We start from the raw sequence: 24,677 nt of genomic DNA, 5'->3' as shown, positions 1-24,677 counted from the left end.
CTAGTGTTCACCTGATTGTATCACTATTAAAATCAGAACTTATTTCATCACAAATATTGTGTGATGTTGCCTATGCAGCTAATTACATATTTCATTATTATTGGCAGTTTTCTACGGCTTTAAATGAAGAAATAATATGATTAATACCGCGAATCTTGGTGGTGCGGGTGACAAAATTTGCGTATGTTTTCAATGTCTCGTGATGGATGTCATCAGGTAAGGAGAAGGTCGCTAATTTGCTGTGACGTTTATCAATAAAATACTCGGCGACTTTGGTGGGAAATATTGCGATCATATCACTTCGTTCAATGGCGGCAATGATGCCATTGAGGGAGGAGGAGTTATAAACCACTTTCCTCATATTCGATTTATTATTTGGCATATGCTGGTTATTGACTGAAATCAGTTTCTTTACCTGACCTTCGCTGTGGCAATAGACGGCATGAGGTAAGGTATAATAATGTGAAAGTGTAAAGGCTTTTTGTGACGCGAGTAAACTGGTATCGCTGCACACCACGACGAAATTATCGACGGAGTCAATTTCGACCGAAGTAATACTGCTGTGATTCAGTGGGAAATTGCTCAGAACAATATCATTACCTGACTGCAAAAGGTTTCTTACGCACTCATCATGATTAAACAGGGTCGCGTTGGTGAAAACGAACAGTGTTTCCTGTAAATCATCACGCTGATGCAAACGTTGAAAATAAAAACTTTCGACCAAATCGGAACACATTACTCTGACGGTAGAGACTGATTTTTCGTGATTTTTAGCCTTGTGCACTACATCATCAATAATGCACATGGCATGTGAAAAAGAGTCATGAATATCCAATGCAGTTTGTGTGGGTTTCATCCCCTGAGCCGTCCGGATAAACAGTTCCACGCCTATGTAACGCTGCAGCTTATTAATGGAAAGACTCACCGCAGAAACCGACAGTTCCAGTTTGTCCGCAGCGCGGGAAAGGCTGCCTGAAACAATCACCTCATTCATTATTTTGATAAGATTATAATCAAATTCATTTATCTTTCGTTCATTCATTACTTTTCTCCAGAACACAGACAGGGAGCCAGCATCATTCACATTGTGACGCTACAAATAAAGTAAAAAATATCTTAATTTTAGGTGTTTCTGTAAATCGACGGCTATTTTGAATGATTAATTAGCAGATGAAAATATTTCAACATCACAAGTGAATGTCTGCGATTGCGTTTATTAATATAAGAAATTCTTATGTTTATGTGTTGCTCAGACGAACCCGACCCTTCATCCAGCCATAGATAAAAGATTCATTACTGGCTTTACTCTCGGCTAAATCCAGATAGCGTTGTCCCTGGCTGCAATTAAGTGAGGTAACAAGCACGGCATCACCTTCCTGGCCTCGTTCTTTCAGGAAGGCAGATAAGGCATCCAGTGTCATCGGCCCTATTTTGCCGTCAACGTTAACGTCAGGATAATATCGACCTTGTTGATTGTAGGCGTTGAGCCAGCGCTGTAACCACTTAACACCAACGGATGGCCCCATATTGGTGCCTGTGTCACATAGCTCGAGTGCCAGTGCCGGAGATATGGCATAGACTTTGTCAAATCCGGGTTGATACCAGTAATTTTTCTCAAGAATGGCGTAAGCCTGATCGCGGGTAAATTCTTTCATATCGCCGGTGTAGCCATATTCCCTCGCGGTTTTTTCAGTTATCCCCCAGTGGGTTGGGCCGCCGGGATCGTCGGGATGATTAACATAAGCACCTTCATTTTCAAGTACAGCAACGATCACGGGATTAAGAGACATGGTGAGGCCCTCTGTGGCGTCAGATTGTCAGAGCCAGATACGTACCCACGCCAATTAAAAGCAGTGACACGATCAGGCTTAACAACAGGGGTTTATAAGATAGTTTACGTTTGGGGATCTTTTCCTGAATAACATCGATACTTACTGAAGTATTTACCCGAATTCCCGATTTAGGCACGGTAATAAATAATTCATCCAATCCTAAGGTTTTAAGGTCACGACGAATTAAATAGAGCGTTTGGGTCAGGCTGGCATCGCTGGTAAACGTACTTCTCGCTCCCCATAACGCATAAGATATCGCCGACTTCTCAATGACTTCATCTTTAGCATGTTCAATGATAAAACTGAGGCAGCGGGATCTCATGGTTGTCAGTTTAATATTCATGTCGTTATTTAGAGTCTTGAGTTCTTTTGTTCCTTCATTGAATACGTACTGACCATTAATAAGATAAACACTCATCTTTCGACTCTCTCCGGAACGGTGATTGGAATATCAGAAATTCACTTTTCGATAGGAATTATCGTATCTGGTTTTTTAAAATTCACCATACTCAATCAAATTATTATGAGTAATTTTAGATAAGTTGTGATCTGTTATAAAAACTGATGCCCATTTTGAAGGAGAGTAAAAAAACTTTTGAGTTTTTCTCAACATGGAAATAATAAAAAATGGAATAATTCACGTTAAGTTGTGTGTTTTATCGGCATCATTTGTGTCATCAAAGCGTAATTATAGTCTTAGTCTGTATGATTCTCTATATTGATGATTTAACAGGCAGCTTCGGTGTTCGTTCCACTCGTTCTCTCTTTTCAGGGATCTCAGAATCAGAATTGATGCTCATATACCGCGCATCATTACCGTCATAAATATTTTTGCTGAATGATGATTTGAGAGAAATAACAACCTCTTCAATTATAGACCCAACAGCACGACGCTGTTAGGCCCTTAACTTTTTATTCAGGAAACTAATATGACTACCAATAAATTGATCCAAACTGATTCTCTGACTGATAAATCTTATGCAGCAGACGGTTTTGACGCGTCTAAAGATACAGTGAAATACAGTTATACCTCTGCACGCGTCGCTAAACCGGTATACAACAAGTATGACACCACCAACAAACCGAAAGTCTTCGGTTACTACACCGACTGGTCCCAGTATGACAGCCGCCAGAGCGACGGTGATGATACGCCAGAGAACCGTGGCCGTGGATATGATTTAGCCAACGTCAGCCCGACGGCGTACGACAAAATCATTCTCGGTTTCCTGGGCATCGTCGGTGACACTACCGGTGAAAAAGCCGAGGTAATTGCCCGCGCTGCAAGGAACCTGAATAAAGTCACTAACGAACCGACCTTCCTTGATCCGTGGGGCGACTTCCAGACCAGCAACAACGTTGGTCTGAAAAATGCCGACTGGGTGGAAATGGATGTGAATTCTGCCACCCAGGCGACGGTAAAAGGTATCGTTGGCGGCTTGCGTGATTTGCAGGCAAAAGCCAAAACGTTGGGCCATACGCTGGCGCTCTCAATGAGTATCGGTGGCTGGACCATGAGCAGTGGTTTCCACAACATGTCTCAAACCCCCGCTGGTCGCAGCACCTTTGCGAAGGGCGTAGCGAAACTGTTCACCCGCTTCCCGATGTTCTCTGAAGTAGATATCGACTGGGAATATCCGGGCAACGCCGGTAACAACAACGCCTACAGCGATACGGATGGCGCAAACTACGCGCTGTTGCTGGCTGAAATCACCAAAGAGCTGAAAGCAATTAAGCGTACCGATGTCAAAATCAGTATCGCCAGCTCCGCCGTGGTGGCCATTCTGGAAAAATCCGATGTCTCAGCCCTGCTCAATAACGGTCTGTACAGCATCAATGTCATGACTTATGACTTCTACGGTACGCCATGGGCAGAGAAACTCGATCACCACACTAACCTGCATGCGCTGGTAGAAGGCGGCTGGGGTGTGGACACTATCGTCGATTATCTGCTGTCGAAAGGTTTCCCGGCCGATCGCATCAACGTGGGTTATGCCGGTTATTCACGCAACGGTCAGAATGCGGTACTGGAAAGTTTCTCTCCACTGAAAGGCACCTACACCCCGACCGCGAATGCAAATACGACCGGGACATTCGAAAGTGGTTGCAGCGAATGGTATGACCTGATCAATAACTACCTTGATCTGGAAAATCAGAAAGGCCGTAACGGCTTCAGCGTTTACACCGACCAGGTGGCAGATGCCGATTACCTTTACAACAAAGACACCAAGCTGTTCATGTCTCTTGATACGCCACGCAGTGTGCGTGCGAAAGGGCAATATGTGGCGAAAAAAGGCCTCGGCGCACTGTTTACCTGGACTATCGATCAGGACAACGGCGTGCTGGTCAATGCCGCGCGTGAAGGTCTGGGCTGCACCGTCACCAATCAGGTTATCGATATGGCACCGTTCTATTTCGACGGCGTGAACATCGGTGGCGAAGTACCGGATGACGATAAGCCTGCGACGAATACCACGCCGGTTGCCGATATCCAGTTGCAGGTTATCAGTGGTTCGAAAGTGCGTCTGAGCGGTGCCGCCTCCAGCGATGCTGACAACGATGCGCTGACGTACAAATGGAGCGTTCCGGCAGGAATTTCTCCGAGCAGCACTACCACATCAACCATTACTTTCATCGCGCCGACCGTGGTCAGCCGTGCAGAGTTCCTGTTCTCTCTGACGGTCACGGATTCCAAGGCTGCGTCTTCTGTTGCCAAGCAGTACACGCTGGTGGTGTTTGGTGAAGAAGTGGTGGAACCGGTTGTCGATCCTGTCGTCGACCCGGTTGTGGACCCTGTAGTTGATCCGGTCGTGGATCCGGTTGTCGATCCTGTTGTTGACCCGGTCGTTGATCCTGTCGGCAAATACGCCCAGTGGGATACCAATAAGGTGTACAACACCGGCGACAAAGTAAGTAATAAAGGGAAGGACTATGTCGCGAACTACTGGACTCAGGGTAACGAGCCAGGCGATCCACAGTTCACCGGCGAATGGTCGCAGTGGAAATTACTCTGACAGTTCGGGGCAATATCCCTGAGGCTCCGGCTTCATGATATTGAAACGGCAAAGCGGGACACTCTCTGGTGTCCCGTTTTTTTTTGCGTTGATGAAAGGATAAGAGTGCGCAGATTGTGGCAGTCTGGCCTTCACAGACTGGCTCAGCGCGGGGGATGTACTCGGGTTAAGGGGAATATTTCGGGTGTGACATCAGGCAAAAAAATCCCCCGTTGAGATGTCTCTCGCAGGGGGTATGGTTATTCAGATGTCTTTAAAGTTTGAGCGGTTTCAGCTTCCTTCCCGCCGGGAGAGAAATTCTCAATAATCGCTGCGAATTTCCTGCCGAGCAACGTGATGATCGGTCCGGCAAATACGCCTCCCAGACCGGCGATGACCAGTAACCTGTCATCGTTGGCATCATGTGCAAGAACAAAAATGCTTAACAACATACCGCTGAAACAGGAAACGATGACCTGTAAGACACAGGCCCGGATCTCTTCCATAATAGGTTTTTTCTGCCTGAGCATAATGTAGCGGACGATACCTCCCCACGCTGACATACCGATAATAGCCATGACGATATCTCTGTCCATTAACACGATATCTCTGGCATGTGTTGCACCAATCATAGTGTTGTCCTCATAAGTAAGAATGAAACGGTAATAAAGGGTGCGGTTAAAATATCAGCATAAAAAGTGGGGCGAAAATCACAACACAACACATTTTGACGTGACCATTTTTAGCCGGTCAGCAGGCTGAAAGTGAGAAATTGACGAGTGAGTGGCAGGGCGGCAGGGAGTTTGTCCTTTAACTGAGGGGCTTAGGGCGCGCCGGACATCGTTAAAAAAACACAGCCGAAAGAATTTAAAAAAATAATAGGTAATGGATTTCAGTCAGATAGCGATGGTGACATTTTTGTTCGCAGGAGAAGACGCTCTGCCCGTCGCAGGAGACGGGCAGAGCGGGGGGACCGATCACTCAGGCGTTAACACGGGCATTTCCCCATCTTGCCGCCTTCGCTCGGGAATCTCGCCTCCAGACACCGGCGGTGAAATTCCCGCTCGGTCATGGGCTCGGCACCCGGATGTCGCACTTTCATATGTTGCACGTAATTCTGGTAATCCTGAACCCCCACCATCAGCCGGAAGCTTTGGGCAGTGCGCCTGATCGCCAGTTTCAGCCAGTCGGCCACGTTATGCGGCTTAGGTTCGACGATAAACAGCGGCTGGCAACGGATGATGTGCAGTGCTGCGAACCGGGGCGTTTTGAACAGAGCGCGCGAATCAGACATGGCGCACCTCACGTGCCGGACGGCCTTCGCGGCGATTTACCACGGCGGTTTCATGCACCGTCGGTGTGGCGGATTTCAACGCGCGGCGGATGACGAAGAACGACGACACCAGCATCGTCACTGCCACCAGCATGAAGAATCCGCACAGCACGGCGTTGATCTGATTGTTCAGTACGATGGTGTGCATATCCGCCAGCGTTTTCGCCGGTTTGATGATTTCTCCGCTGTCGATCCCCGCAGAGAATTTCTTCGCCTGCGCCAGGAAACCAATCGACGGTTTCTCGTGGAAAATCTTCTGCCAGCCGGCGGTCATAGAGGTGATGAACAGCCAGACGGTCGGCAAAATCGTCACCCACGCATAACGCTGTTTCTTCATTTTGAACAGCACCACGGTGCCCAGAATCAGCGCCATCGAGGCCAGCATCTGGTTACCGATGCCGAACAGTGGCCACAGAGTGTTGATACCGCCCAGCGGGTCGACGACCCCCTGATAAACGAAGAAGCCCCAGCCCGCGACCGCCACGGTTGTGCCGGCAAAAGTGCCGAGCCACGAGCGGTTGTTCGCCAGAGAGGGCACCGCAACGCCCACCAAATCCTGCACCATAAAGCGGCAGGCGCGGGTCCCGGCATCGACGGCGGTCAGGATGAACAGCGCTTCGAACAAGATGGCGAAGTGGTACCAGAACGCCATCATCGCGCGGCTGTTAAACACCTCGGTGATGATGTGCGCCATGCCGACGGCGAAGGTCGGGGCACCACCGGCGCGGGAGAGAATCGACTGCTCGCCGACGTCTTTGGCGATTTGCGTCAAGATGTCCGGCGTGATGACAAAGCCCCAGCCATTAATTACCTGCGACGCACTTTCCACCGTGGTGCCAATCAGCGCCGCCGGTGAGTTCATCGCAAAGTACACGCCGGGATCGATAACCGATGCGCAAATCAGCGCCATGATGGCGACGAAAGATTCCATCAGCATTGCGCCGTAACCGATAAAGCGGATGTGACTTTCACGTTCAATCAGCTTCGGCGTGGTGCCGCTGGAAACCAGCGCATGGAAACCCGAGATGGATCCGCAGGCGATAGTGATAAATAGGAACGGGAACAGACTGCCGGAGAAGACCGGACCGCTGCCGTCAATAAAGCGCGACACCGCTGGCATTTTCATTTCCGGCATGGCAAAGACGATCCCCACCGCCAGCCCGGCGATGACGCCAATTTTCAGGAAGGTTGAGAGATAATCGCGCGGTGCCAGCAACAGCCAGACGGGCAGAACCGATGCGATAAAGCCGTAAATCACTAGCACCCAGGTCAGCGTCGTACCGTGCAAGGTAAAGAACGGTCCCCAGTAAGGATCCGCCGCGACGTTGCCGCCGTAGATAATCGCCAGCATCATCAGCACGAAGCCAATCACCGAGACTTCGGCGATTTTCCCCGGACGCAGAAAACGCATGTAAACACCCATAAACAGGGCGATCGGAATGGTCGCGGCAATGGTGAACAGACCCCACGGGCTGTCGGCCAGCGCTTTCACCACCACCAGCGCCAGTGCCGACAGAATGATGATCATCACGCCCAGCGCGCCGAGCATGGTGACCACGCCGGCAAAGTTGCCCAGTTCCTGTTTGGCCATTTCACCCAGCGAGCGCCCGTCGCGGCGGGTGGAAATGAACAGAATCAGGAAATCCTGCACCGCACCGGCCAGCATCACGCCGACCAAAATCCAGATGGTGCCCGGCAGGAACCCCATCTGCGCGGCGAGGATCGGACCGACCAGCGGCCCGGCACCGGCAATCGCCGCAAAGTGGTGGCCGAACAACACCCATTTATTGGTCGGCACGTAATCGAGCCCGTCGTTGTGTCGTTCGGCGGGGGTCATGCGTTTATCATCGAGTTCAAAGACTTTTTCAGCGATAAACAGGCTGTAAAAACGGTAAGCAATGCTGTAACAGGCGATGGCGGCAACCACCAGCCAGAGGGCGTTGACGTGTTCACCACGGCTTAAAGCCAGCATGCAAAAAGCAAAGGCTCCGATTAACGCCACCACCAGCCAGGTTATCCCGGACTTGACGCTTTTCATGATAACAACTCCTTGTGAGTGGTCCGGCGCAGGGCTGGCCACTTTTTTTTGCGAGAGTGTAATGTAGGTAGGTAAGGGTCGTCGGCAGATTTGCACGTTACGACTTTGTTAAATTACTGGATGAAAATAATGTTTTTGAACAGAAAAGTTTGAAGTTAAAGATGAAAATGTGATGCGGTTGACGGTTTGCACCGAGACGGCTGGTCGGATGACATCAAAGTTGTGGCGGAGCGGGGATAAAAGCACAAAAAAAACCGGCCTGGAGAAGGCCGGTCTGTGGGTAAAACCTGTGAGTTACGGTATCAGAACTTATTCAGCAGTCGCTGGTTTTGGCTGACCTGGTTTGTGGTCACGCATCTGTTCCATTTTCTCAGCACGCTTCTGATAGTTCTCGTTGAACTGTTTTTTCTGCTCTGGCGTCAGCAGGTTGTACATCTTGTTTTCAGCACGGGCGCGGTCGAGCATACGGTCGGACTGCGCTTTGGTGATGGTATCAATCTGTGATTTCACTTTCGCTTCGTCAAAACTGTCGGAAGCCACCAGGTTGTGCATCTGATCCATCTGCGCTTTCATTGCTGCGCGATCCGGACGTGCGCCGCTGTCTTTCATAATGTCTTTCATCTGAGTTTTTTGCTGCTCAGTCAGATTCAGGCCTGCGAACGGATTCATATGTTGCGGACCTTTATGGTGCAGCATTTTGCCGTGTGTCGCGGCCGGTGCGTCAGACGCTGGTGTTGCAGTCGTCTCAGCAGCAAACGCGAAAGAAGCAGAGCTCAGAGCCAGAGTTGAAGCCACAATCATTGCGGTAAGTTTACGCATAATTAAATTCCTCATTGGAGATTCAGGCACGTCGCCCGTTTTGTTTCGACGAAAGCAAGTCTACTGAATCCAATGAATAGTAATGCGATGATGATGTAAAAGAGTGAAAGGCGAAGTGTCATTTTTCCGGCAATCATGGAGAAAATGTTTAGAAAGCGTAAGGTTAGGCGAACAGACGTGAATGGATGTTCAGATAAATCCGAGTAATGCAGTGAGTTCACACATTAACATGCTGAATGTTTCGCCGCTATAGCCCGCGTGTAAAGAATGCCAGAAGTTTACTCAGGGTTTACTTAGCGGTGATCGCCCTAAAACAGGCATAATAGTTTTCATTCCATTAACACTCCCTGTAACAGTGACCCGGACGATGACTGAATCCCGCTACGCTACACTGGCGCGCACGCTGCGCAAACAAATCGAGATGCAGGTCTGGCTGCCCGGCGATCGCCTGCCTTCGCTGCGCGATACCTGTAAACAGTCCGGTCTGAGCCTGATGACGGTTTTGCAGGCTTATCAGCTACTGGAAAGTCAGGGCGTGATCGTCGCCAGACCGCAATCCGGCTATTACGTCGCGGCAGGATTGCAGCGTCCGGTGCGTCATCAGCCGGATGAGCGGTTGCACGCCGCCGAACAGATAGACGTCAACGACGCGATTTTCGATATCCTCAAAGCCGGACAGGATCCGGCTGTCGTGCCACTCGGCTCGGCGTTTCCCGACCCGACCTTATTCCCGCAGCCACGTCTGGCACGCTCCCTTGCCAGCGCCGTTCGCCGGATGTCACCGCACAGCGCCACCGCCAATTTACCGCCGGGCAACGAAGAACTTCGCCGCAGTATCGCGCAGCGCTACGCGCAAAACGGCATTCAAGTCGCGCCGGATGAAATCGTCATTACCTCTGGCGCAATGGAGTCGCTGGGGCTGAGTTTGCAGATGGTGACCGAACCGGGTGACTGGGTGGCGATTGAGTCTCCGGCCTTTTACGGGGTTTTGCAGGCTATTGAACGGCGCAAACTAAAAGCCGTGGCGATACCGACGGATGTGCGTTTTGGCATGGATCCGGATGCGCTGGAAAAAGCGCTGGACACTTACCCGATCAAAGCCTGCTGGCTGATGTCCAGTTTTCAGAACCCACTGGGCTGCACGTTGCCGCCTGAGAACAAAGTGCGGCTGGTGGAAATTTTACAGGCGCATCAGGTCGCTATTATAGAAGACGACGTTTACAGCGAACTTTATTTTGGCAGTGAACGCGCCGTGCCGCTGAAAGCCACCTCCTACCGCAGCGAAATTCTGCACTGTTCGTCATTTTCAAAATGTCTGGCACCGGGTTTTCGCGTCGGCTGGGTGGCGGCGGGGGCTTATGCCGAGCGTATTCAGCGGTTACAGCTGATGAGCACATTATCGGCCAGCGTTCCGGTACAACTGGCGCTGGCGGATTATTTACAGCAGGGCGGTTACGATACCCATCTGCGTCGGCTGCGCCGCGTCCTCGAACAGCGACAGATGGCGATGCACCACGCCATCATCAAAGAATTTCCTGCACAGGTCTCGGTCAGCCAGCCCAAAGGTGGTTATTTCTTGTGGCTGGATCTTGGCGAAAACGTTGATGCGGCGCGTATCTACCAGCTCGCGCTGGCGAAAGGCGTCAGCATTGCGCCGGGCACCATGTTTTCCGCCGACGAACGTTTCCGCCACTGCATCCGCATCAACACCTCGTTCGAATGGGGGCCGCACACTGCCCGCGCTATTTCAGTGCTGGCGGCGCTGGTCGGGGAGGAAATCAGGGGGTGATCACACGTCCTGTTCCCGCAATGTTTTCCCGACGTTTCCCCCCGGATGGACTTTCAGCAGCCGCTGCTGATCGAACCCGTTGCGGCGCATGATGTTGCCGCACAGCGCGTCGAACACTGCCAGCACCAGCACGATGGAGGTCGTGGCCAGCATATTTAAGGGATCGATTTCCCGCTGAATATGCGTCTTCACCACCAGCGTCGCCGCACGGGCGATGGCGGAATCCAGATTCTCGGTGACGCTTATAACAGCCACGCCTTTGGCTTTCAGCGTCGGTAACAGGCGTGTCAGCTCTTCGGAATTGCCGCCGCGCGAAATCAGTATCATCAGGTCATCGCTGCGCAGAAAACCCAGATCGCCGTGAGCGGCATCGGTGGCGCTGAGATACACCGCAGGCTGCTCAACACACGCCAGCATATGCGCGATCTTCCGCGCCGCAATGCCCGAGGTGCCGACGCCAGTGACGGCGATTTTGCCCGTGCAGCCGGTCACGAGTATCAGCAGCTGTTGCCACGTATCGGCGTTGAGATTGTTTTGCAACGCCAGCAGCTCCTGGCTGTAGGTCTGCCAGCCCTGACACGCTTGCAAAAACTCCTGTTCGGCCGTCAATTTTTGTTCTGTATTCACTCGGTTTCCCCCTGCATCAGGCGGCGGTACTTCATGCTGTCGTGGTACATCTCATGGAATACGCGGTATTTACGGTCGTAATATTCTTTGATTTTGTTGGTCTGCGGAGTGACGGTTTTGCCGATACGGCTCATGGCGGCCATCGCCTCCGGCAGAGAATCGTACGCGCCCGCCGCGACCGTGCCCATCATGGCGCTGCCGAGCAGCATCGCTTCGCTCTCTTCCGGCAGTAACATTGCACAACCGGTGGCGTTGGAGTGCTCCTGCACAAATACCGGATTTTTGGTGCCGCCGCCGCTGGCCATCATGGTATCAATGCGGTAACCGCTCTGATTCATGGTTTCAATAATATGACGGGTGCCGAGCGCCAGCGCCTGAATGGTGGCCAGATAATGCAGCGCCATATCTTCCGGGGTGCGCGAGAGCTTCAGTCCGGTCAGCGTTCCGGTCAGGGTCGGATTTGCGCGCGGCGAACGGTTACCGTGGAAATAGGGCAGCATATGAATGTCTTTGGTCAGGAAGGCAATATCCTCCGGCTCACCGGCCATTTTGCGCAAAATGCCGTTCAGCACTTCGTAGATGGTTTTGCCGCTGTCTTTGCCCTGTTTAAGCAAGTCCTGATAACACGGATGTGACTGAATGACGTGGTCGATCAGCGCGCCGGTAGTGGACTGGCCGCCTTCGTTCAGCCAGTAGTCCGGCAGGATGGCGGAAAAGTACGGCCCCCAGATCCCGCCGATATAGCGGGCGCTGCGCGACATCGCCATGTGCGCCGTCGAGGTGCCGCCGATCAGCGCGATACGGTTGTCGAAATCTGCCGATTCGCCGGAGGCTCCGCTGGCGCCGAGAATGCCAAGGCTGCCCGCGTGGGCATCGATAATCGACACGCTGACCGCCGTGCCCGCCATCAGACCCATTTCGGCGGCGGCGCGCTGCGTCAGGCCATGCCCCAGCGGTTCGCCCATGGTTTTGACCTCGCTGCCGATTTTCGCCGCGTTGTTTTCCAGCAAATCTTCCAGCCCGATCTGGCGGAAATAGCTCGGATCCCAGCGGTCTTCGTGGCCGATGTAGGTCCATTTACACACCGTAGAACACAGCGAACGGGTGGTGCTCTGCGTGGCGCGCCAGGTCAGGAAATCCGGCAGATCAAACAGATGCCCGACGTTGTTCCATGTCGTTGGCATATGCTGTTTCAGCCACAAAAGTTTCGGTGTTTGCATCTCCGGTGAAATAATTCCGCCGACAAATTCCAGCACGCGATGGCCGGTGGCGTTGATGCGTTCGGCCTGCGTGATGGCACGGTGATCCATCCACACAATGATGTTTTGCTCGCTGCGCCCTGACGGGCTGACGGTCAGCGGTTTGCCTTCTTTATCCAGCACCACCAGCGAACAGGTGGCATCGAAGCCGATGCCTTTGACCTGAATCGGGTTGATATCGGCCTGATTCACCGCATCTTTGACGGCGTTGCAGACGGATTGCCAGATCTCGTCGGAAGACTGCTCGACGAAATCGGCTTTCGGGCGGTATAGCGTGATCTCACGGCTGGCCTGGCCGACCATGCGGCCGGTCATGTCGAAGACGCCCGCGCGGGCGCTGCCGGTTCCTACGTCTACTCCAATAAAATAACTCGCCATGTTCGTTCCCTTCGGTAAAAAGCGTGAGCTTAAGATTGTCGATTTTGTAAGGCGATAAACAGGATCAGGACGCCGCCCCAGAGTGCCATCGTCAGGTAACTGCTGACGCCCATCAGGTTCAGGCCGCTTTCCAGCATTTGCAGAACGATCAGCGCCAGCACCAGCCCGATGACCCGTCCGAACCCGCCGTCGGGATTGATCCCGCCGAGCACGGACGCAAGAATGGTGACCAACAGATAAGAGTCGCCATAGCCCGCTTTCGCCGAGTTAAATTTGGACATCATCAGCAACGCCGCGCCCCAGCCGAGCAGGGCGGAAAGGACGTACACCGCGATGGTGACTTTGTGGGTGTTGACGCCGCTAAAGCGCGTGGCCTGTTCGTTGGAGCCCATCAGATACAGGCTGCGGCCCAGCGTGGTGTGTTCGAGTAACACCCACAACAGCAGCGCGACCAGCAGAAACAGCAGCAGGGCGACCGGGATACCGAGCACGCTGCCGTTGCTGAGATACTGAATCGCCGGTGGGAAACCGGAAATCACCGCGCCGTTGGTGAGCAGAATATTCAGCCCGGCGATCAGCGTCATGGTGCCGAGCGTCGCCAGAATCGGCGATACACCGATGTAAGCGATCAGCGCACCGTTTAGCACGCCAATCACCACGGCAACCGCCAGTCCGGCCAGCAAGGCCAGCGCGAAATATTCCGGCTGGCCGGGGTGCGCGACCATAATTGCCGCCATTGCCAGAGAACAGGCGTTGGCCCCGGCAATCACCGACAGGTTAATCCCGCCGGTAAGCATGGTGATACCCATCCCCAGCGCCAGCATGCCCAGAATCGGCAGCTGCGAGGAGATCGACTGGAAATTACCGACGCTGTAAAAACTGCCACCCAGCGTGAACGAGAACAACACGGCCACGGCGACGATGATCAGCAACTGCAAACGGATGATGCGGTCGCCGGGGAAAAATCGGTTTAAGGTGCTCATGTCACATCCCCTTCGCCAGTTTGCGTTTTTCGTTCCACGCGGTGCTGCTGATGCTGATCAAAATGATCACGCCGCTGAAAACCTGATGCCAGTAAGAGGAAATACTCAGCAGCGTCAGTCCGTTTTGCAAAAATGCCAGCAGCATGACGCCGAGAATGGTGCCGGTCAGCGAACCGCGTCCGCCGGTCATGCTGGTGCCGCCAAGAACCACCGCGGCCAGCACCGTCAGCTCGTAGCCGAGCAGGGAATTCGGTGCGACCGACTGGGTGATTTGCGCCTGAACCACGGCGGCGATCCCCGCCAGTAATCCCATAAAGCCGTAGACGTAAAAATGCAGGCGCAGAATGTTCAGGCCGAGGCGCGAGGCGGCGTCGCGGTTGCTGCCCATCGCGTAAATCTGGCGGCCAACGCGGGTACGGTTCATCAGCACGCCGGTGGCGATAATCACGCCCAGCAGGCTGAGCAGCGGCAGCGTAAGTCCATAGTCGTAGCCATCGGCGGCGGTAAATTTGAACCAGCTGATGCCGTTCATAAACCAGTCGGGGAATCCGTACAGCCAGGTGCCATTGGTGAGATATACCAGCAAACCGTAGAACAGGTTCAGCGTGGCGATAGTAATGATGATGGCCGGAACGCGCAGCCAGTAGACCAGAAAACCGTTGACCAGCCCGAGCAATAAACCGGTGCCCATCGACATCGCAAACGCCAGCGGGAAACTGCCGCCGTGGTGAATGATGTAACTCGCCATCACGTACTGCCCGATGGAGGTGACGGCAGGGAAGGAGATATCAATCCCGCCTGCAATCAGCACCACAAACAGGCCACAGGCCAGAATGCCGAGAATGGCGTAACTGGTGGCGACGTCGGTCAGGTTGCCGAGCGTCATGAATTCCTGAGTGCTTATGCTCAGGCCAATCACCAACGCCAGCACCAGTAGTCCCAGCCAGAATTCGTGTTGTGAAATCAACTTCGAGAGGTTTTTGTTATCCATTGATCGCCTCCGCAATCTGCGCTTCGCTGCTCTGATGCGGGGCGAACTCGGCCACCAGTTCACCTTTGCGCATCACCAGCACGCGGTGACTGTTGTAATAGGCTTCAGGAATTTCATCGCAAATCATCAGTACCGCCATGCCGGATTCCGCCAGATCCCGCGCAATGCGGTAGATGCCTTCTTTATTGGCGATATCCACGCCGACGGTCGGCGAATCAAGGATCAGAATATGTGGCTGCGTCGCCACCCATTTGGCGATGGCGATACGTTGTGCGTTACCGCCGGAGAGCGTTTTCACCGGCAGACCACTGTCGGAGACTTTAATGTTGAGGTCGCGGATCAGGTCTTTGACCACCGATGCCGCTTTGCGATGATCCATCAGGCCGGTGCGGGTTTGCAGCTTGCCGAAAATCGACACCAGCGTGTTGTCATAAATGGATTGTTCCATGATCAGCCCCTGCGTCAGACGGTCTTCGGACACATAAGCGATCCCCTGACGGATAGCGTCACGGTTGCTGTGAAATTTCACCACTTTGCCATTGACGCGGATTTCCCCACTGTCCGGCTTACTCATGCCGAACAGGCTCAGGCACAGTTCGGTACGCCCGGAACCGAGCAGGCCGATAATCGAGGTGATTTCCCCCTGACGAAGTGACAGAGAGATATCCTGATACTGGCCCTGGCGGCTGAGATGGCTGACTTCCAGCAGCGGGGTGGCTTCTGCGGGTGCGCGGTGCGGCAGATGGCTGTAGCTGAAACGCTGTCCGGTCATCAGGAACGCCAGTTCGTTGCTGTCGAGACTGCTGGCCGGATAGGTGCCGACCAGTTTGCCATCGCGCATCACGCTGATGCGGTCGGCGACTTCCATCACCTCATCCAATCGGTGGCTGACGAAAACGACGCAAATGCCCGCGGCCTTCAGCTCATTCACCACCCGCAGCAGGCCGTTGACTTCGGTACGGGTCAGCGACGCGGTCGGTTCATCCATAATAACCAGACTGGCGTCGGCGGCGATGGCGCGGCAAATGGCCACCAGCTGGCGGTCGGCGATGGATAATTTTTCGACTTTACGATCCGGGTCGAGAGAGACGCCGACCCGTTGCATGGCGGCAATCGCTTTTTTGCGCATCGCCTCGCGGTGTACCCAAAAATCGCCGCCCGGCAAATAGCGGTGAATGGCAATATTTTCGGCGACCGATAAATTAGGGAATAAAGACAAATCCTGATAAATAACCTGAATGCCGTAATAAGAAGAAAGTTGCGGCGTTAATGTGTGAAATAATTTTCCGTCGAGCGTAATATTTGCGCCTTTTTCCGGCTGGTAGACGCCGGAAATAACTTTAATAATGGTGCTTTTACCGCAGCCATTCTGACCGGCCAGACAGTGCACTTCGCCTTTATTCAACGTCAGGCTGACATTATCCAGCGCTAAAACGCCGGGGAATTTTTTACTGATTTTCTCGAGGCTGATAAACGCCTCAGCAGGAACGGCGGGCGTGAGAACATTCATCACATTATCCTTTCTGCGTTCATTGTTTTATATTTTTGATATGTCTTATAGAAAAGCAGATACGGCACCACAAACTACGCCGTACCTGTTCCTATTTGCCTGGTGATGGCGTTGGGAATAAAAATATTCCCGGTAAAAATTAAACGTGTATCGTTATTTTAGAAACCAAGTGATTTTGCATTTTCAGACGTCACTTCGAGAATTTTATTAAAGCGGATAACGTGCTTATCCATATCGACATCGGCTTTACCCAGCCCTTCAATGCTCAGATCTTTAGTCACTTCTTTACCCTGTAACAGCTGATCGGCGACGCTCACCAGCGCAAAGCCAGCATCTTTCGGATCCCACAACAGGACTTTCTTGATATCACCACGCATCAGGTATGGCGCAGCCTGTGCAGGCATGGCGATACCGACGACGGCGAGTTTATTTTTCGCACGTTTCTGCTGAACTGCCTGACCCGCACCGATCGGGCCGAGTGAACCGAATCCGATGATCCCTTTCAGGTCAGGATAGGTTTTCATCAAATCGAGCGTAGTGGAGTAAGACTTGTCGATATTTTCTGCCACCGGCAAACGTGACGTGACTTCATGCATATCCGGATATTTTTGTTTCTGATATTTGATAGCCGCATCCGCCCACGCATTGTGCAATGGCACGGTCAGTGAACCGACGTAAATTGCATATCCGCCTTTACTGCCCATGTCTTTGGCCAGCTCATCCATATTGGCTTCAGCATATTTCTGACTATCAATGGTTTCGATATCCCACTGACCGATTTGTTGGTCCGGAGATTCATGGGTCAGCACGACGATGCCTTGTTCACGGGCTTTTTTCAGTACTGGTTCTAATACTTTGGCGTCGTTTGGCACCACGATAATGGCGTCCACTTTTTTAGCGATCAGGTCTTCAATCACTTTTACCTGCTGAGCCGGATCCGGCGTTGAACCACCGACCTGATAGGCATTGACATTGAGTTTCTGCGCGGCTTCTTTTACGCCGACTTCCATGCGGGTGAACCAGGGAATACCGGTCACTTTCGCGACCACGGCGATATCGTAAGGCTTGGCGGCGAACGTTGGAGTGGTGAATAACATGCATGCTGAAACCACACATGCATTGACTAATGCGAGGTTAAATTTCATGTCTGTACCTTTCTTATGATGTTCTGTTCTGGTGTAGGGGACGGGCGGTGGTTATTTATTCCACACTCAGAGATTAACTTAACGGGAAAGCCGTTTTCGCGCAGTCGTGAATGAAATGTGATCAGCACCCGAAAATGTTAATTTTTGTGATTTTATTTGTTAATTTTAGGTTATTTAAAACCATAAAAAGTGCAGGGAAGACCAGGGTCGGCTGAAGTTACCGATAACATTCACACAATAAACAAACAATTTATTAACATTTATGCATCGTGTTTGCTAAGTGAAGGCCGACGGGCGCGGGAAAACCAGAGTGGCTGGTTTTTATTTACGCAGAGTGTGAAGGCGGTCACGGAGCGTGATTGCGCCAAAAAAGTGCGGAGGCGCACCGTTATCGGGCGTTGCACCACGAAGCGGGAGTGCGGACACGCGCCGGATCACAATCCTGCACAATATCTGTCAGCTGAAATGAAAATAATTCGCTGCATACTCATTCTCTACCCCTCGTTGCTACGAAAGGGGATTTTTTTGCTTATTCATTTTTTATGCAATTTAAATGAATAATGGCCGCTTTTAAGTGATTGTTTTTTCTATCCCTCGCCCGTTTTATTCACTTTTATCCTTTGCTGGCACGAAGACTGCACTCTATGATGAGACTGAGTGAGATTATTCATTAACTTTTAGATAACAAAACAATAACCAGAATTCCCGCCAGTTTGGGGGGCGGAAACCTGCACCCTGAATTCAGCCAGTCACTGGCATTCAATAAAGAGGTTTATATGGAACACCAACAGCAACCGCAAAACGTCAGCCGCCAGAACTTTGATGACTGGATGGTGCCGGTATATGCCCCTGCCGCGTTTATTCCGGTGCGCGGCGAAGGCTCCTGGTTATGGGATCAGGCGGGAAAAGACTACGTGGATTTTGCGGGGGGGATTGCGGTGAACGCGCTGGGACATGCGCATCCTGAAATTCGTAAAACGCTGCATGAGCAGGCCGATAAGGTCTGGCATCTGGGCAACGGTTATACCAACGAGCCGGTATTGCGCCTGGCGAAGCAACTGATTGACGCGACGTTCGCCGACAAAGTCTTTTTCTGTAACTCCGGTGCAGAAGCCAACGAAGCGGCGCTGAAGCTGGCGCGACTCTATGGCCATAAAGCTGGCGGCGAAAAGAATGAAATCATCGCCTTCAAAAACGCCTTCCATGGCCGCACGCTGTTTACCGTTACCGCGGGCGGTCAGCCGAAATATTCGGAAGATTTCGCGCCGTTGCCACCGGCCATTACTCATCTGCCGTTTAACGATCTGGCCGCCGTGGCCAGCCAGATTTCCTCCCGCACCTGCGCGGTGATCGTCGAGCCCATTCAGGGCGAGGGCGGCGTGGTGCCTGCAGACGCCGAATTCCTGCAAGGCTTGCGCGAACTGTGCGACAAGCATCAGGCCGTGCTGATTTTTGATGAAGTGCAGACCGGCGTGGGCCGCACTGGCGAGCTGTATGCCTATCAGCACTATGGCGTGGTGCCGGATATTTTGACCAGTGCCAAGGCGCTCGGCGGCGGTTTCCCGATAGGCGCGATGCTGACCACCGACCGTTACGCCGTGCTGTTCCAGCCGGGTACTCACGGCACGACCTATGGCGGCAACCCGCTGGCGACCGCGGTGGCGGGCAAAGTGTTCGAGATGATCAACACGGCAGAGGTGTTATCTGGTGTCAGCAAACGTCATGAGTGGTTTATCGCCGGACTTAAGCGCATCAACGACCGTTATCACGTCTTTAGTCAGGTACGCGGTCAGGGCCTGTTACTCGGCGCAGTGATGAGCGAACGCTATAAAGATCAGGCGAAACAGCTCAATACGCTGGCGGCAGAAGAGGGGCTGATCGCCCTGATTGCCGGGCCAAACGTTCTGCGTTTCGCGCCATCGCTGATTATTCCGGGCGCAGATATCGAAGAAGGGCTGAACCGGCTGGAACGCGCTGTTGCACGCCTGTGCGTGTGATTTCTCTGTATGAATGAGGTAAAGCATTATGATGTTGATTAGACCTGTGCGGCCCGGCGATCTCGCCGATATCCTGCAGTTGTCAGGCAAAACCGGCATCGGTTTAACGTCTTTGCCCAAGGATGAAGTGCATCTGCGTGCGCGCATTGAACGTTCTGTGGCGACCTGGGAAGGCAGTCTGGAGAAAGCCGATCAGGGCTATCTGTTTGTGCTCGAAGACACGGAGCAGCAGAAAGTCGTGGGCGTCAGCGCCATCGAAGTGGCGGTCGGCCTGAGTGAACCCTGGTACAACTTCCGCCTCGGCACGCTGGTGCACGCGTCCAAAAGTCTAAACATTTACAAGCCGGTGCCGACGCTGTTTCTCAGCAACGATCACACCGGTTACACCGAGCTTTGCACGCTCTTTCTCGACAATGATTATCGCAACGGCAAAAACGGTCAGTTGCTGGCGAAAGTCCGTTTTCTGTTTCTGGCGGCGTTCCGCCAATACTTCTCCCGCAAGGTGATCGCCGAAATGCGCGGCGTGTCTGATGACACCGGTCACTCACCGTTCTGGGACAGCGTCGGACGGCATTTCTTTGGGATGGAATTCGCCGAAGCCGACCGGCTGACCGGGATGGGACAGAAATCCTTTATTGCCGAACTGATGCCCAAACATCCGCTGTACACCGAACTGCTTAGTCACGACGCCAGGGCGGTGATTGGCGAAGTGCATCCGCAAACCGCACCAGCGCGCGCGGTGCTGGAGGGCGAAGGTCTGAGTTATCAAGGATATGTAGATATTTTCGACGCGGGTCCGACGCTGGAGGGCGAAATTGATCAGCTGCGCGCCGTCAAAGAGAGCCGCCTGATGCCGGTCCGGCTCGCAGAGCACAGTGAAGGGGCCGACGAGCCGTTGTATCTGGTGGCGAACGAACAGTACCAGAATTTCCGCGCGTTACTGATTACCGGCGGAGAAACGCCAGAATCTCTGACGCTCAGCGCCGCCGAGGCTGAAATTCTTGGCCTGCGCGAAGGCGATAACCTGCGTGCCGTGGCGCTCTTTCCCGGCAAGGATCCCAATCCCGCTCCGCAATCTCTTAAAAAGGAAACACTCGCATGATGCAACCCGCACTCTTTATTCAGGGCCAGTGGCGTAGCGGACAGGGCGCGCAGCTGAACAAAACCAATCCGGCGGATAACACAATGCTGTGGTCCGCGCTCAGCGCCAATGCGGAAGATGTCGATATGGCCTGCCTCGCCGCCCGTACAGCATTTCCTGTCTGGGCGCGCAAAACCGTGGCCGAACGCGCGGAAGTCATTACCCGTTTCGCCGAATTACTCACCGAACATAAGGCCCGGCTGGCAGAGGTCATCAGCCAGGAAACCAGCAAACCACGCTGGGAAACACTGACAGAAATTCAGGCGATGATTGGCAAAGTGGCGATTTCACTGGAAGCCAATCAGCACCGTACCGGTGAAAAACACACCGCAATGCCCGATGGTGAAGCGGTGCTGCGCCATCGTCCGCACGGCGTGCTGGCGGTATTCGGCCCGTATAACTTCCCCGGCCATCTGCCGAACGGCCACATTGTTCCGGCATTACTGGCAGGCAATACGATCGTTTTCAAACCGAGCGAACTGACGCCGAAAACGGCTGAAGAAACCGTGAAACTGTGGGAGCAGGCCGGTTTGCCGGAAGGCGTGCTGAATCTGGTGCAGGGCGGACGCGCGACCGGCGAAGCGCTGGCGGCCTGTGCGGCTATTGATGGCCTGCTGTTTACCGGCAGCGCAGGCACTGGCTACCAGCTGCATCGCCAGCTGGCCGGTCAGCCGGAAAAAATTCTGGCGCTGGAGATGGGCGGGAACAATGCACTGATCGTCGAGCCGGTGGAAGACATTGATGCTGCGGTGAACCTGACCATTCAGTCGGCATTTATTTCTGCGGGACAGCGCTGCACCTGTGCGCGTCGTTTGCTGGTCAGAGAGGGCGCGGCGGGCGATGCATTTATCGCACGTTTGCTGGATGTCACGATGCAGATCCGCACCGGCGGCTGGAATGACGAACCGCAGCCTTTTATCGGCGGCGTGATTTCTGACGCGGCGGCTCGCAACATGTTGAAAGCACAGGACAGCCTGATGGCGCTGGGCGGTAAACCGCTGCTGTTAATGACCCGCCCGGATCCCCTTAACACCGTGCTGACGCCGGGGATTATCGATCTTACCGGCGTGGCAGGCGTTCCTGATGAAGAGTATTTCGGACCGCTGCTGAGTATTTATCGCTACAGCGACTTTGACAGCGCCATCGCTCTGGCCAATCAGACCCGCTTCGGGTTGGCGACCGGCCTGATTTCCGCTGAGCGGGTTCAGTTTGAGCAGCTATTATTGGAAGCACGGGCGGGCATTGTGAACTGGAACAAACCGCTGACCGGCGCCTCGAGCAATGCGCCATTTGGTGGCATCGGTGCGTCGGGCAATCATCGTCCGAGCGCGTATTACGCGGCGGATTACTGTGCGTGGCCGATGGCCTCGCTGGAAACAGACAAGCTGGAACTCCCCGCGACGCTGTCGCCGGGTATTGATTTCCGCACAACCTGAGGAGACAGGCATGTCTGGATGTGAAGCAAATTTCGACGGACTGGTCGGGCCGACGCACCATTATGCGGGGCTGTCGTTTGGCAACGAAGCCTCGACTAAAAACCAGAATGCGGTGGCGAACCCGCGTCTGGCAGCGAAGCAGGGCCTGCTGAAAATGAAAGCGCTGGCGGATTTGGGGTTTGCGCAGGGCATTTTGCCACCGCACGAACGCCCACATCTCAGCACCTTAAGGCAGATGGGTTTTGGCGGCAGCGACCGCGAAGTGCTGACAAAAGCGCAGGCTTATTCCCCGCGTTTGCTGTCGTCGCTGAGTTCAGCGTCATCCATGTGGGTGGCGAATGCTGCCACGGTGTCGCCTTCCGCCGACAGTGCGGACGGGCGCGTGCATTTCACCGTCGCTAACCTGAATAATAAATTTCATCGCGCCATTGAAGCCGATACAACTTCAGCGATTTTGCGCGCGACGTTTCATGCGGATCGCTATTTTGCCCACCACGCGGCGTTGCCGCAGGTGGGAGCGCTGGGTGATGAAGGCGCTGCTAACCATAACCGGCTGTGCGGGGAATACGATAAGCCCGGCGTGCAGGTGTTTGTCTATGGCCGCGACGGGCTGGTGACCGGTGATAATGAACCGGTGCGGTATCCGGCGCGTCAGACCCGTTTAGCCAGCGATGCCGTTGCGCGTCTGCACCAGCTCGACGAAAAGCGTACGGTGTTTATTCAGCAAAACCCGCAGGCCATCGACAGCGGCGTATTCCACAATGACGTCATTTCGGTCAGCAACGGCAATGTGTTGTTCCATCATCAGCAGGCGTTTGTGAATTCCGCCACTGCACTTGATGAAATCCGCCGCAAAATGGCGGCGCTTGAACTGGATTTCCAGCCAATAGAAGTGCCGCAGGCCAGCGTCTCTCTCGATGATGCCGTGGCGACTTATCTGTTTAACAGCCAGTTGCTGACCAAATCCGACGGTAAAATGTTGCTGGTGGTACCGGAAGAATCCCGTCAGCACTTCGGCGTCTGGGCGTATTTGTCGGCGCTGGTGGAAAGCGGTGGCCCAGTCAATCAGATTGAAGTGTTTGATCTGCGCGAAAGTATGCGCAACGGCGGCGGCCCGGCGTGTTTGCGCCTGCGCGTGGCGTTAAACCGTAACGAACTGAATGCGGTCAACGTCGGTTCGCTGATGAGCGATACGCAGTTTATCAGTCTCAACAACTGGGTGGATAAACACTACCGCGACCGCATGCAGGCGAAAGATCTGGCCGATCCGCAATTGCTCACCGAAGTGCGTACCGCGCTCGACGAGCTGACCAATATTCTCGGTCTCGGTCCGATTTATCCGTTCCAGCGCTGAGCTTCAAAGGAGTGAACCATGTTTGATTTACTGGCGATGACACTTTCCGGCGATCCGGTTGCCGAGCCTTGCGGGCAAACGGAAACGCTGGACTGGCAGTGGCGCGGTGAAGGCATTCTTGAGCTGTCGCCGCGTCAGCCCTGTGAAACGGCAGTGGTTATTTCCGCCGGTGTTCACGGCAATGAAACGGCGCCGATAGAGCTGCTAAACCAGCTGGTTGACGATCTGTTGTCTGGCGCGCGTCCGCTGACTGTCCGGCTGCTGGTGCTGCTGGGGAATCCGCCGTCGATGCGCATCAACCAACGGTATGTTGAGGCCGACATGAACCGCATGTTCGGTGGCCGCCATGCCCGTTACAAGCCGAATGATGAAACCCGCCGTGCGCAGGAACTGGAGCAGGTGATGGCGCTGTTTTACCGCAGCGCTTCGGCTGCCGGCGCGACGCAGCGCTTCCACTATGATTTGCACACCGCTATCCGTGGATCTCAACACGTGCGTTTCGGTCTGCTGCCGTTTCAGCCACGCCAGCAGGGCAAAGTGATGCTCGAATGGCTGGACGCCGCCGGGCTGGACGCGCTGGTGCATCACCGTTCGCCCGGCGGAACCTTTACTCATTTCAGCAGTGAGGTATTTCAGGCCGACAGTTGCACGCTCGAACTCGGTAAAGCCTCACCGTTTGGCAGCAACGATCACGCGCAGTTTAGCGGCGTGCGGCGTGCGCTGGAAACACTGGTCAGCGGCGAAACGTTGCCTGAGCGTGAAGCCGATTCTCCCCTGTTACATTACCGCGTAGTGCAGGACGTGATCCGCTCCAAAGAGGATTTTCAGCTGTTCGTTCCCGGCGATGCCCTGAATTTCACCGCTTTCAAGAAAGGGTTTGTGATTGCGCAGGAAAGGGGCAAAACCTATCGGGTGGAGGCGGAGGAAGAAGTGGTGCTGTTCCCGAACCAGAACGTGGCGATGGGACTCAGGGCCGGACTGATGCTGACGAAAATGTAATTTCTGAGCAGTTACATCTGGCTCATCGGGTTTTTGAACGGAAAAAGAAAAAGGGT

General features: G+C 53.6%; 20 protein-coding genes. 7 read left to right on the top strand and 13 right to left on the bottom strand.

Features of this window, described 5'->3' with window-relative positions; genetic code table 11:
- Positions 1–97 precede the first annotated feature (97 nt).
- From I2123_RS16030 to I2123_RS16020, 3 genes are all read right to left on the bottom strand, one after another.
- Positions 98–1,042, bottom strand: a complete 945-nt coding sequence (locus I2123_RS16030; protein WP_213051002.1) for a LysR family transcriptional regulator — start codon at positions 1,040–1,042, stop codon at positions 98–100.
- A 196-nt stretch (positions 1,043–1,238) separates the two neighbouring features.
- A complete protein-coding gene (locus I2123_RS16025; RefSeq protein ID WP_213051001.1) occupies positions 1,239–1,790 on the bottom strand; it encodes a glycoside hydrolase family 108 protein in 552 nt (183 codons plus the stop codon).
- Between the two features lie 19 nt (positions 1,791–1,809).
- On the bottom strand, positions 1,810–2,250 hold the full coding sequence (locus tag I2123_RS16020; RefSeq protein WP_112164465.1) for a winged helix-turn-helix domain-containing protein: 441 nt from the start codon (positions 2,248–2,250) through the stop codon (positions 1,810–1,812).
- A gap of 511 nt (positions 2,251–2,761) precedes the next feature.
- Between I2123_RS16020 and I2123_RS16015 the strand changes: the two genes are divergently transcribed.
- Positions 2,762–4,843 carry a glycosyl hydrolase family 18 protein gene (locus I2123_RS16015; protein ID WP_213051000.1) on the top strand — a complete coding sequence of 694 codons (2,082 nt, stop codon included), beginning with the start codon at positions 2,762–2,764 and terminating at the stop codon, positions 4,841–4,843.
- 239 nt (positions 4,844–5,082) lie between these two features.
- Here I2123_RS16015 and I2123_RS16010 read toward each other — a convergent pair whose 3' ends face one another.
- From I2123_RS16010 to spy, 4 genes are all read right to left on the bottom strand, one after another.
- A complete protein-coding gene (locus I2123_RS16010; protein ID WP_213050999.1) occupies positions 5,083–5,454 on the bottom strand; it encodes a phage holin family protein in 372 nt (123 codons plus the stop codon).
- 356 nt (positions 5,455–5,810) lie between these two features.
- Positions 5,811–6,116: a YbdD/YjiX family protein gene (locus I2123_RS16005; RefSeq protein ID WP_112164462.1), complete on the bottom strand. Its 306-nt coding sequence runs from the start codon at positions 6,114–6,116 to the stop codon at positions 5,811–5,813.
- Positions 6,109–8,193, bottom strand: coding sequence for a carbon starvation CstA family protein (locus I2123_RS16000; protein WP_112164461.1), 2,085 nt, complete (start codon positions 8,191–8,193; stop codon positions 6,109–6,111). Before I2123_RS16000 ends, I2123_RS16005 begins: the two co-directional genes overlap by 8 nt.
- Positions 8,194–8,502: 309 nt before the next feature.
- Complete coding sequence (gene spy / locus I2123_RS15995) at positions 8,503–9,012, bottom strand: ATP-independent periplasmic protein-refolding chaperone Spy (protein WP_213050998.1); 510 nt, start codon at positions 9,010–9,012, stop codon at positions 8,503–8,505.
- Positions 9,013–9,379: 367 nt separating this feature from the next.
- Between spy and I2123_RS15990 the strand changes: the two genes are divergently transcribed.
- A complete protein-coding gene (locus I2123_RS15990; RefSeq protein ID WP_112164459.1) occupies positions 9,380–10,801 on the top strand; it encodes an aminotransferase-like domain-containing protein in 1,422 nt (473 codons plus the stop codon).
- On the opposite strand, the gene I2123_RS15985 is transcribed toward I2123_RS15990, so the two are convergent.
- The 6 genes from I2123_RS15985 to I2123_RS15960 form a co-directional block, all read right to left on the bottom strand.
- Positions 10,802–11,410 carry a KpsF/GutQ family sugar-phosphate isomerase gene (locus I2123_RS15985; protein WP_112164512.1) on the bottom strand — a complete coding sequence of 203 codons (609 nt, stop codon included), beginning with the start codon at positions 11,408–11,410 and terminating at the stop codon, positions 10,802–10,804.
- Between the two features lie 14 nt (positions 11,411–11,424).
- Complete coding sequence (locus I2123_RS15980; protein WP_112164458.1) at positions 11,425–13,065, bottom strand: FGGY-family carbohydrate kinase; 1,641 nt, start codon at positions 13,063–13,065, stop codon at positions 11,425–11,427.
- Positions 13,066–13,094: 29 nt separating this feature from the next.
- Positions 13,095–14,048, bottom strand: coding sequence for an ABC transporter permease (locus I2123_RS15975; protein ID WP_112164457.1), 954 nt, complete (start codon positions 14,046–14,048; stop codon positions 13,095–13,097).
- 1 nt (position 14,049) lies between these two features.
- Positions 14,050–15,039, bottom strand: coding sequence for an ABC transporter permease (locus I2123_RS15970; protein ID WP_112164456.1), 990 nt, complete (start codon positions 15,037–15,039; stop codon positions 14,050–14,052).
- Positions 15,032–16,549, bottom strand: coding sequence for a sugar ABC transporter ATP-binding protein (locus I2123_RS15965; RefSeq protein WP_213050997.1), 1,518 nt, complete (start codon positions 16,547–16,549; stop codon positions 15,032–15,034). Before I2123_RS15965 ends, I2123_RS15970 begins: the two co-directional genes overlap by 8 nt.
- Positions 16,550–16,707: 158 nt before the next feature.
- Positions 16,708–17,694, bottom strand: a complete 987-nt coding sequence (locus I2123_RS15960) for an autoinducer 2 ABC transporter substrate-binding protein (protein ID WP_112164454.1) — start codon at positions 17,692–17,694, stop codon at positions 16,708–16,710.
- A gap of 776 nt (positions 17,695–18,470) precedes the next feature.
- Here I2123_RS15960 and I2123_RS15955 point away from each other — a divergent pair.
- The 5 genes from I2123_RS15955 to astE are packed head-to-tail and all read left to right on the top strand — an operon-like array spanning position 18,471 to position 24,621.
- Positions 18,471–19,691, top strand: a complete 1,221-nt coding sequence (locus I2123_RS15955; protein ID WP_112164511.1) for an aspartate aminotransferase family protein — start codon at positions 18,471–18,473, stop codon at positions 19,689–19,691.
- A gap of 28 nt (positions 19,692–19,719) precedes the next feature.
- Positions 19,720–20,793 (top strand): arginine N-succinyltransferase, encoded by a 1,074-nt coding sequence (gene astA, locus I2123_RS15950; protein WP_213050996.1) that lies wholly within the window; start codon positions 19,720–19,722, stop codon positions 20,791–20,793.
- Complete coding sequence (gene astD, locus I2123_RS15945) at positions 20,790–22,268, top strand: succinylglutamate-semialdehyde dehydrogenase (protein WP_112164452.1); 1,479 nt, start codon at positions 20,790–20,792, stop codon at positions 22,266–22,268. Before astA ends, astD begins: the two co-directional genes overlap by 4 nt.
- Before the next feature lie 10 nt (positions 22,269–22,278).
- Positions 22,279–23,622: an N-succinylarginine dihydrolase gene (gene astB / locus I2123_RS15940; RefSeq protein WP_213050995.1), complete on the top strand. Its 1,344-nt coding sequence runs from the start codon at positions 22,279–22,281 to the stop codon at positions 23,620–23,622.
- A gap of 18 nt (positions 23,623–23,640) precedes the next feature.
- A complete protein-coding gene (astE, locus tag I2123_RS15935) occupies positions 23,641–24,621 on the top strand; it encodes a succinylglutamate desuccinylase (RefSeq protein ID WP_213050994.1) in 981 nt (326 codons plus the stop codon).
- Positions 24,622–24,677 lie beyond the last annotated feature (56 nt).

Origin of the sequence: Rahnella inusitata (assembly GCF_018288855.1) — a bacterium.
GTDB lineage: Bacteria > Pseudomonadota > Gammaproteobacteria > Enterobacterales > Enterobacteriaceae > Rahnella > Rahnella inusitata.
The sequence above is the reverse complement of the archived record's forward strand: the minus strand, read 5'-3'. Positions and strand labels throughout refer to the sequence as shown.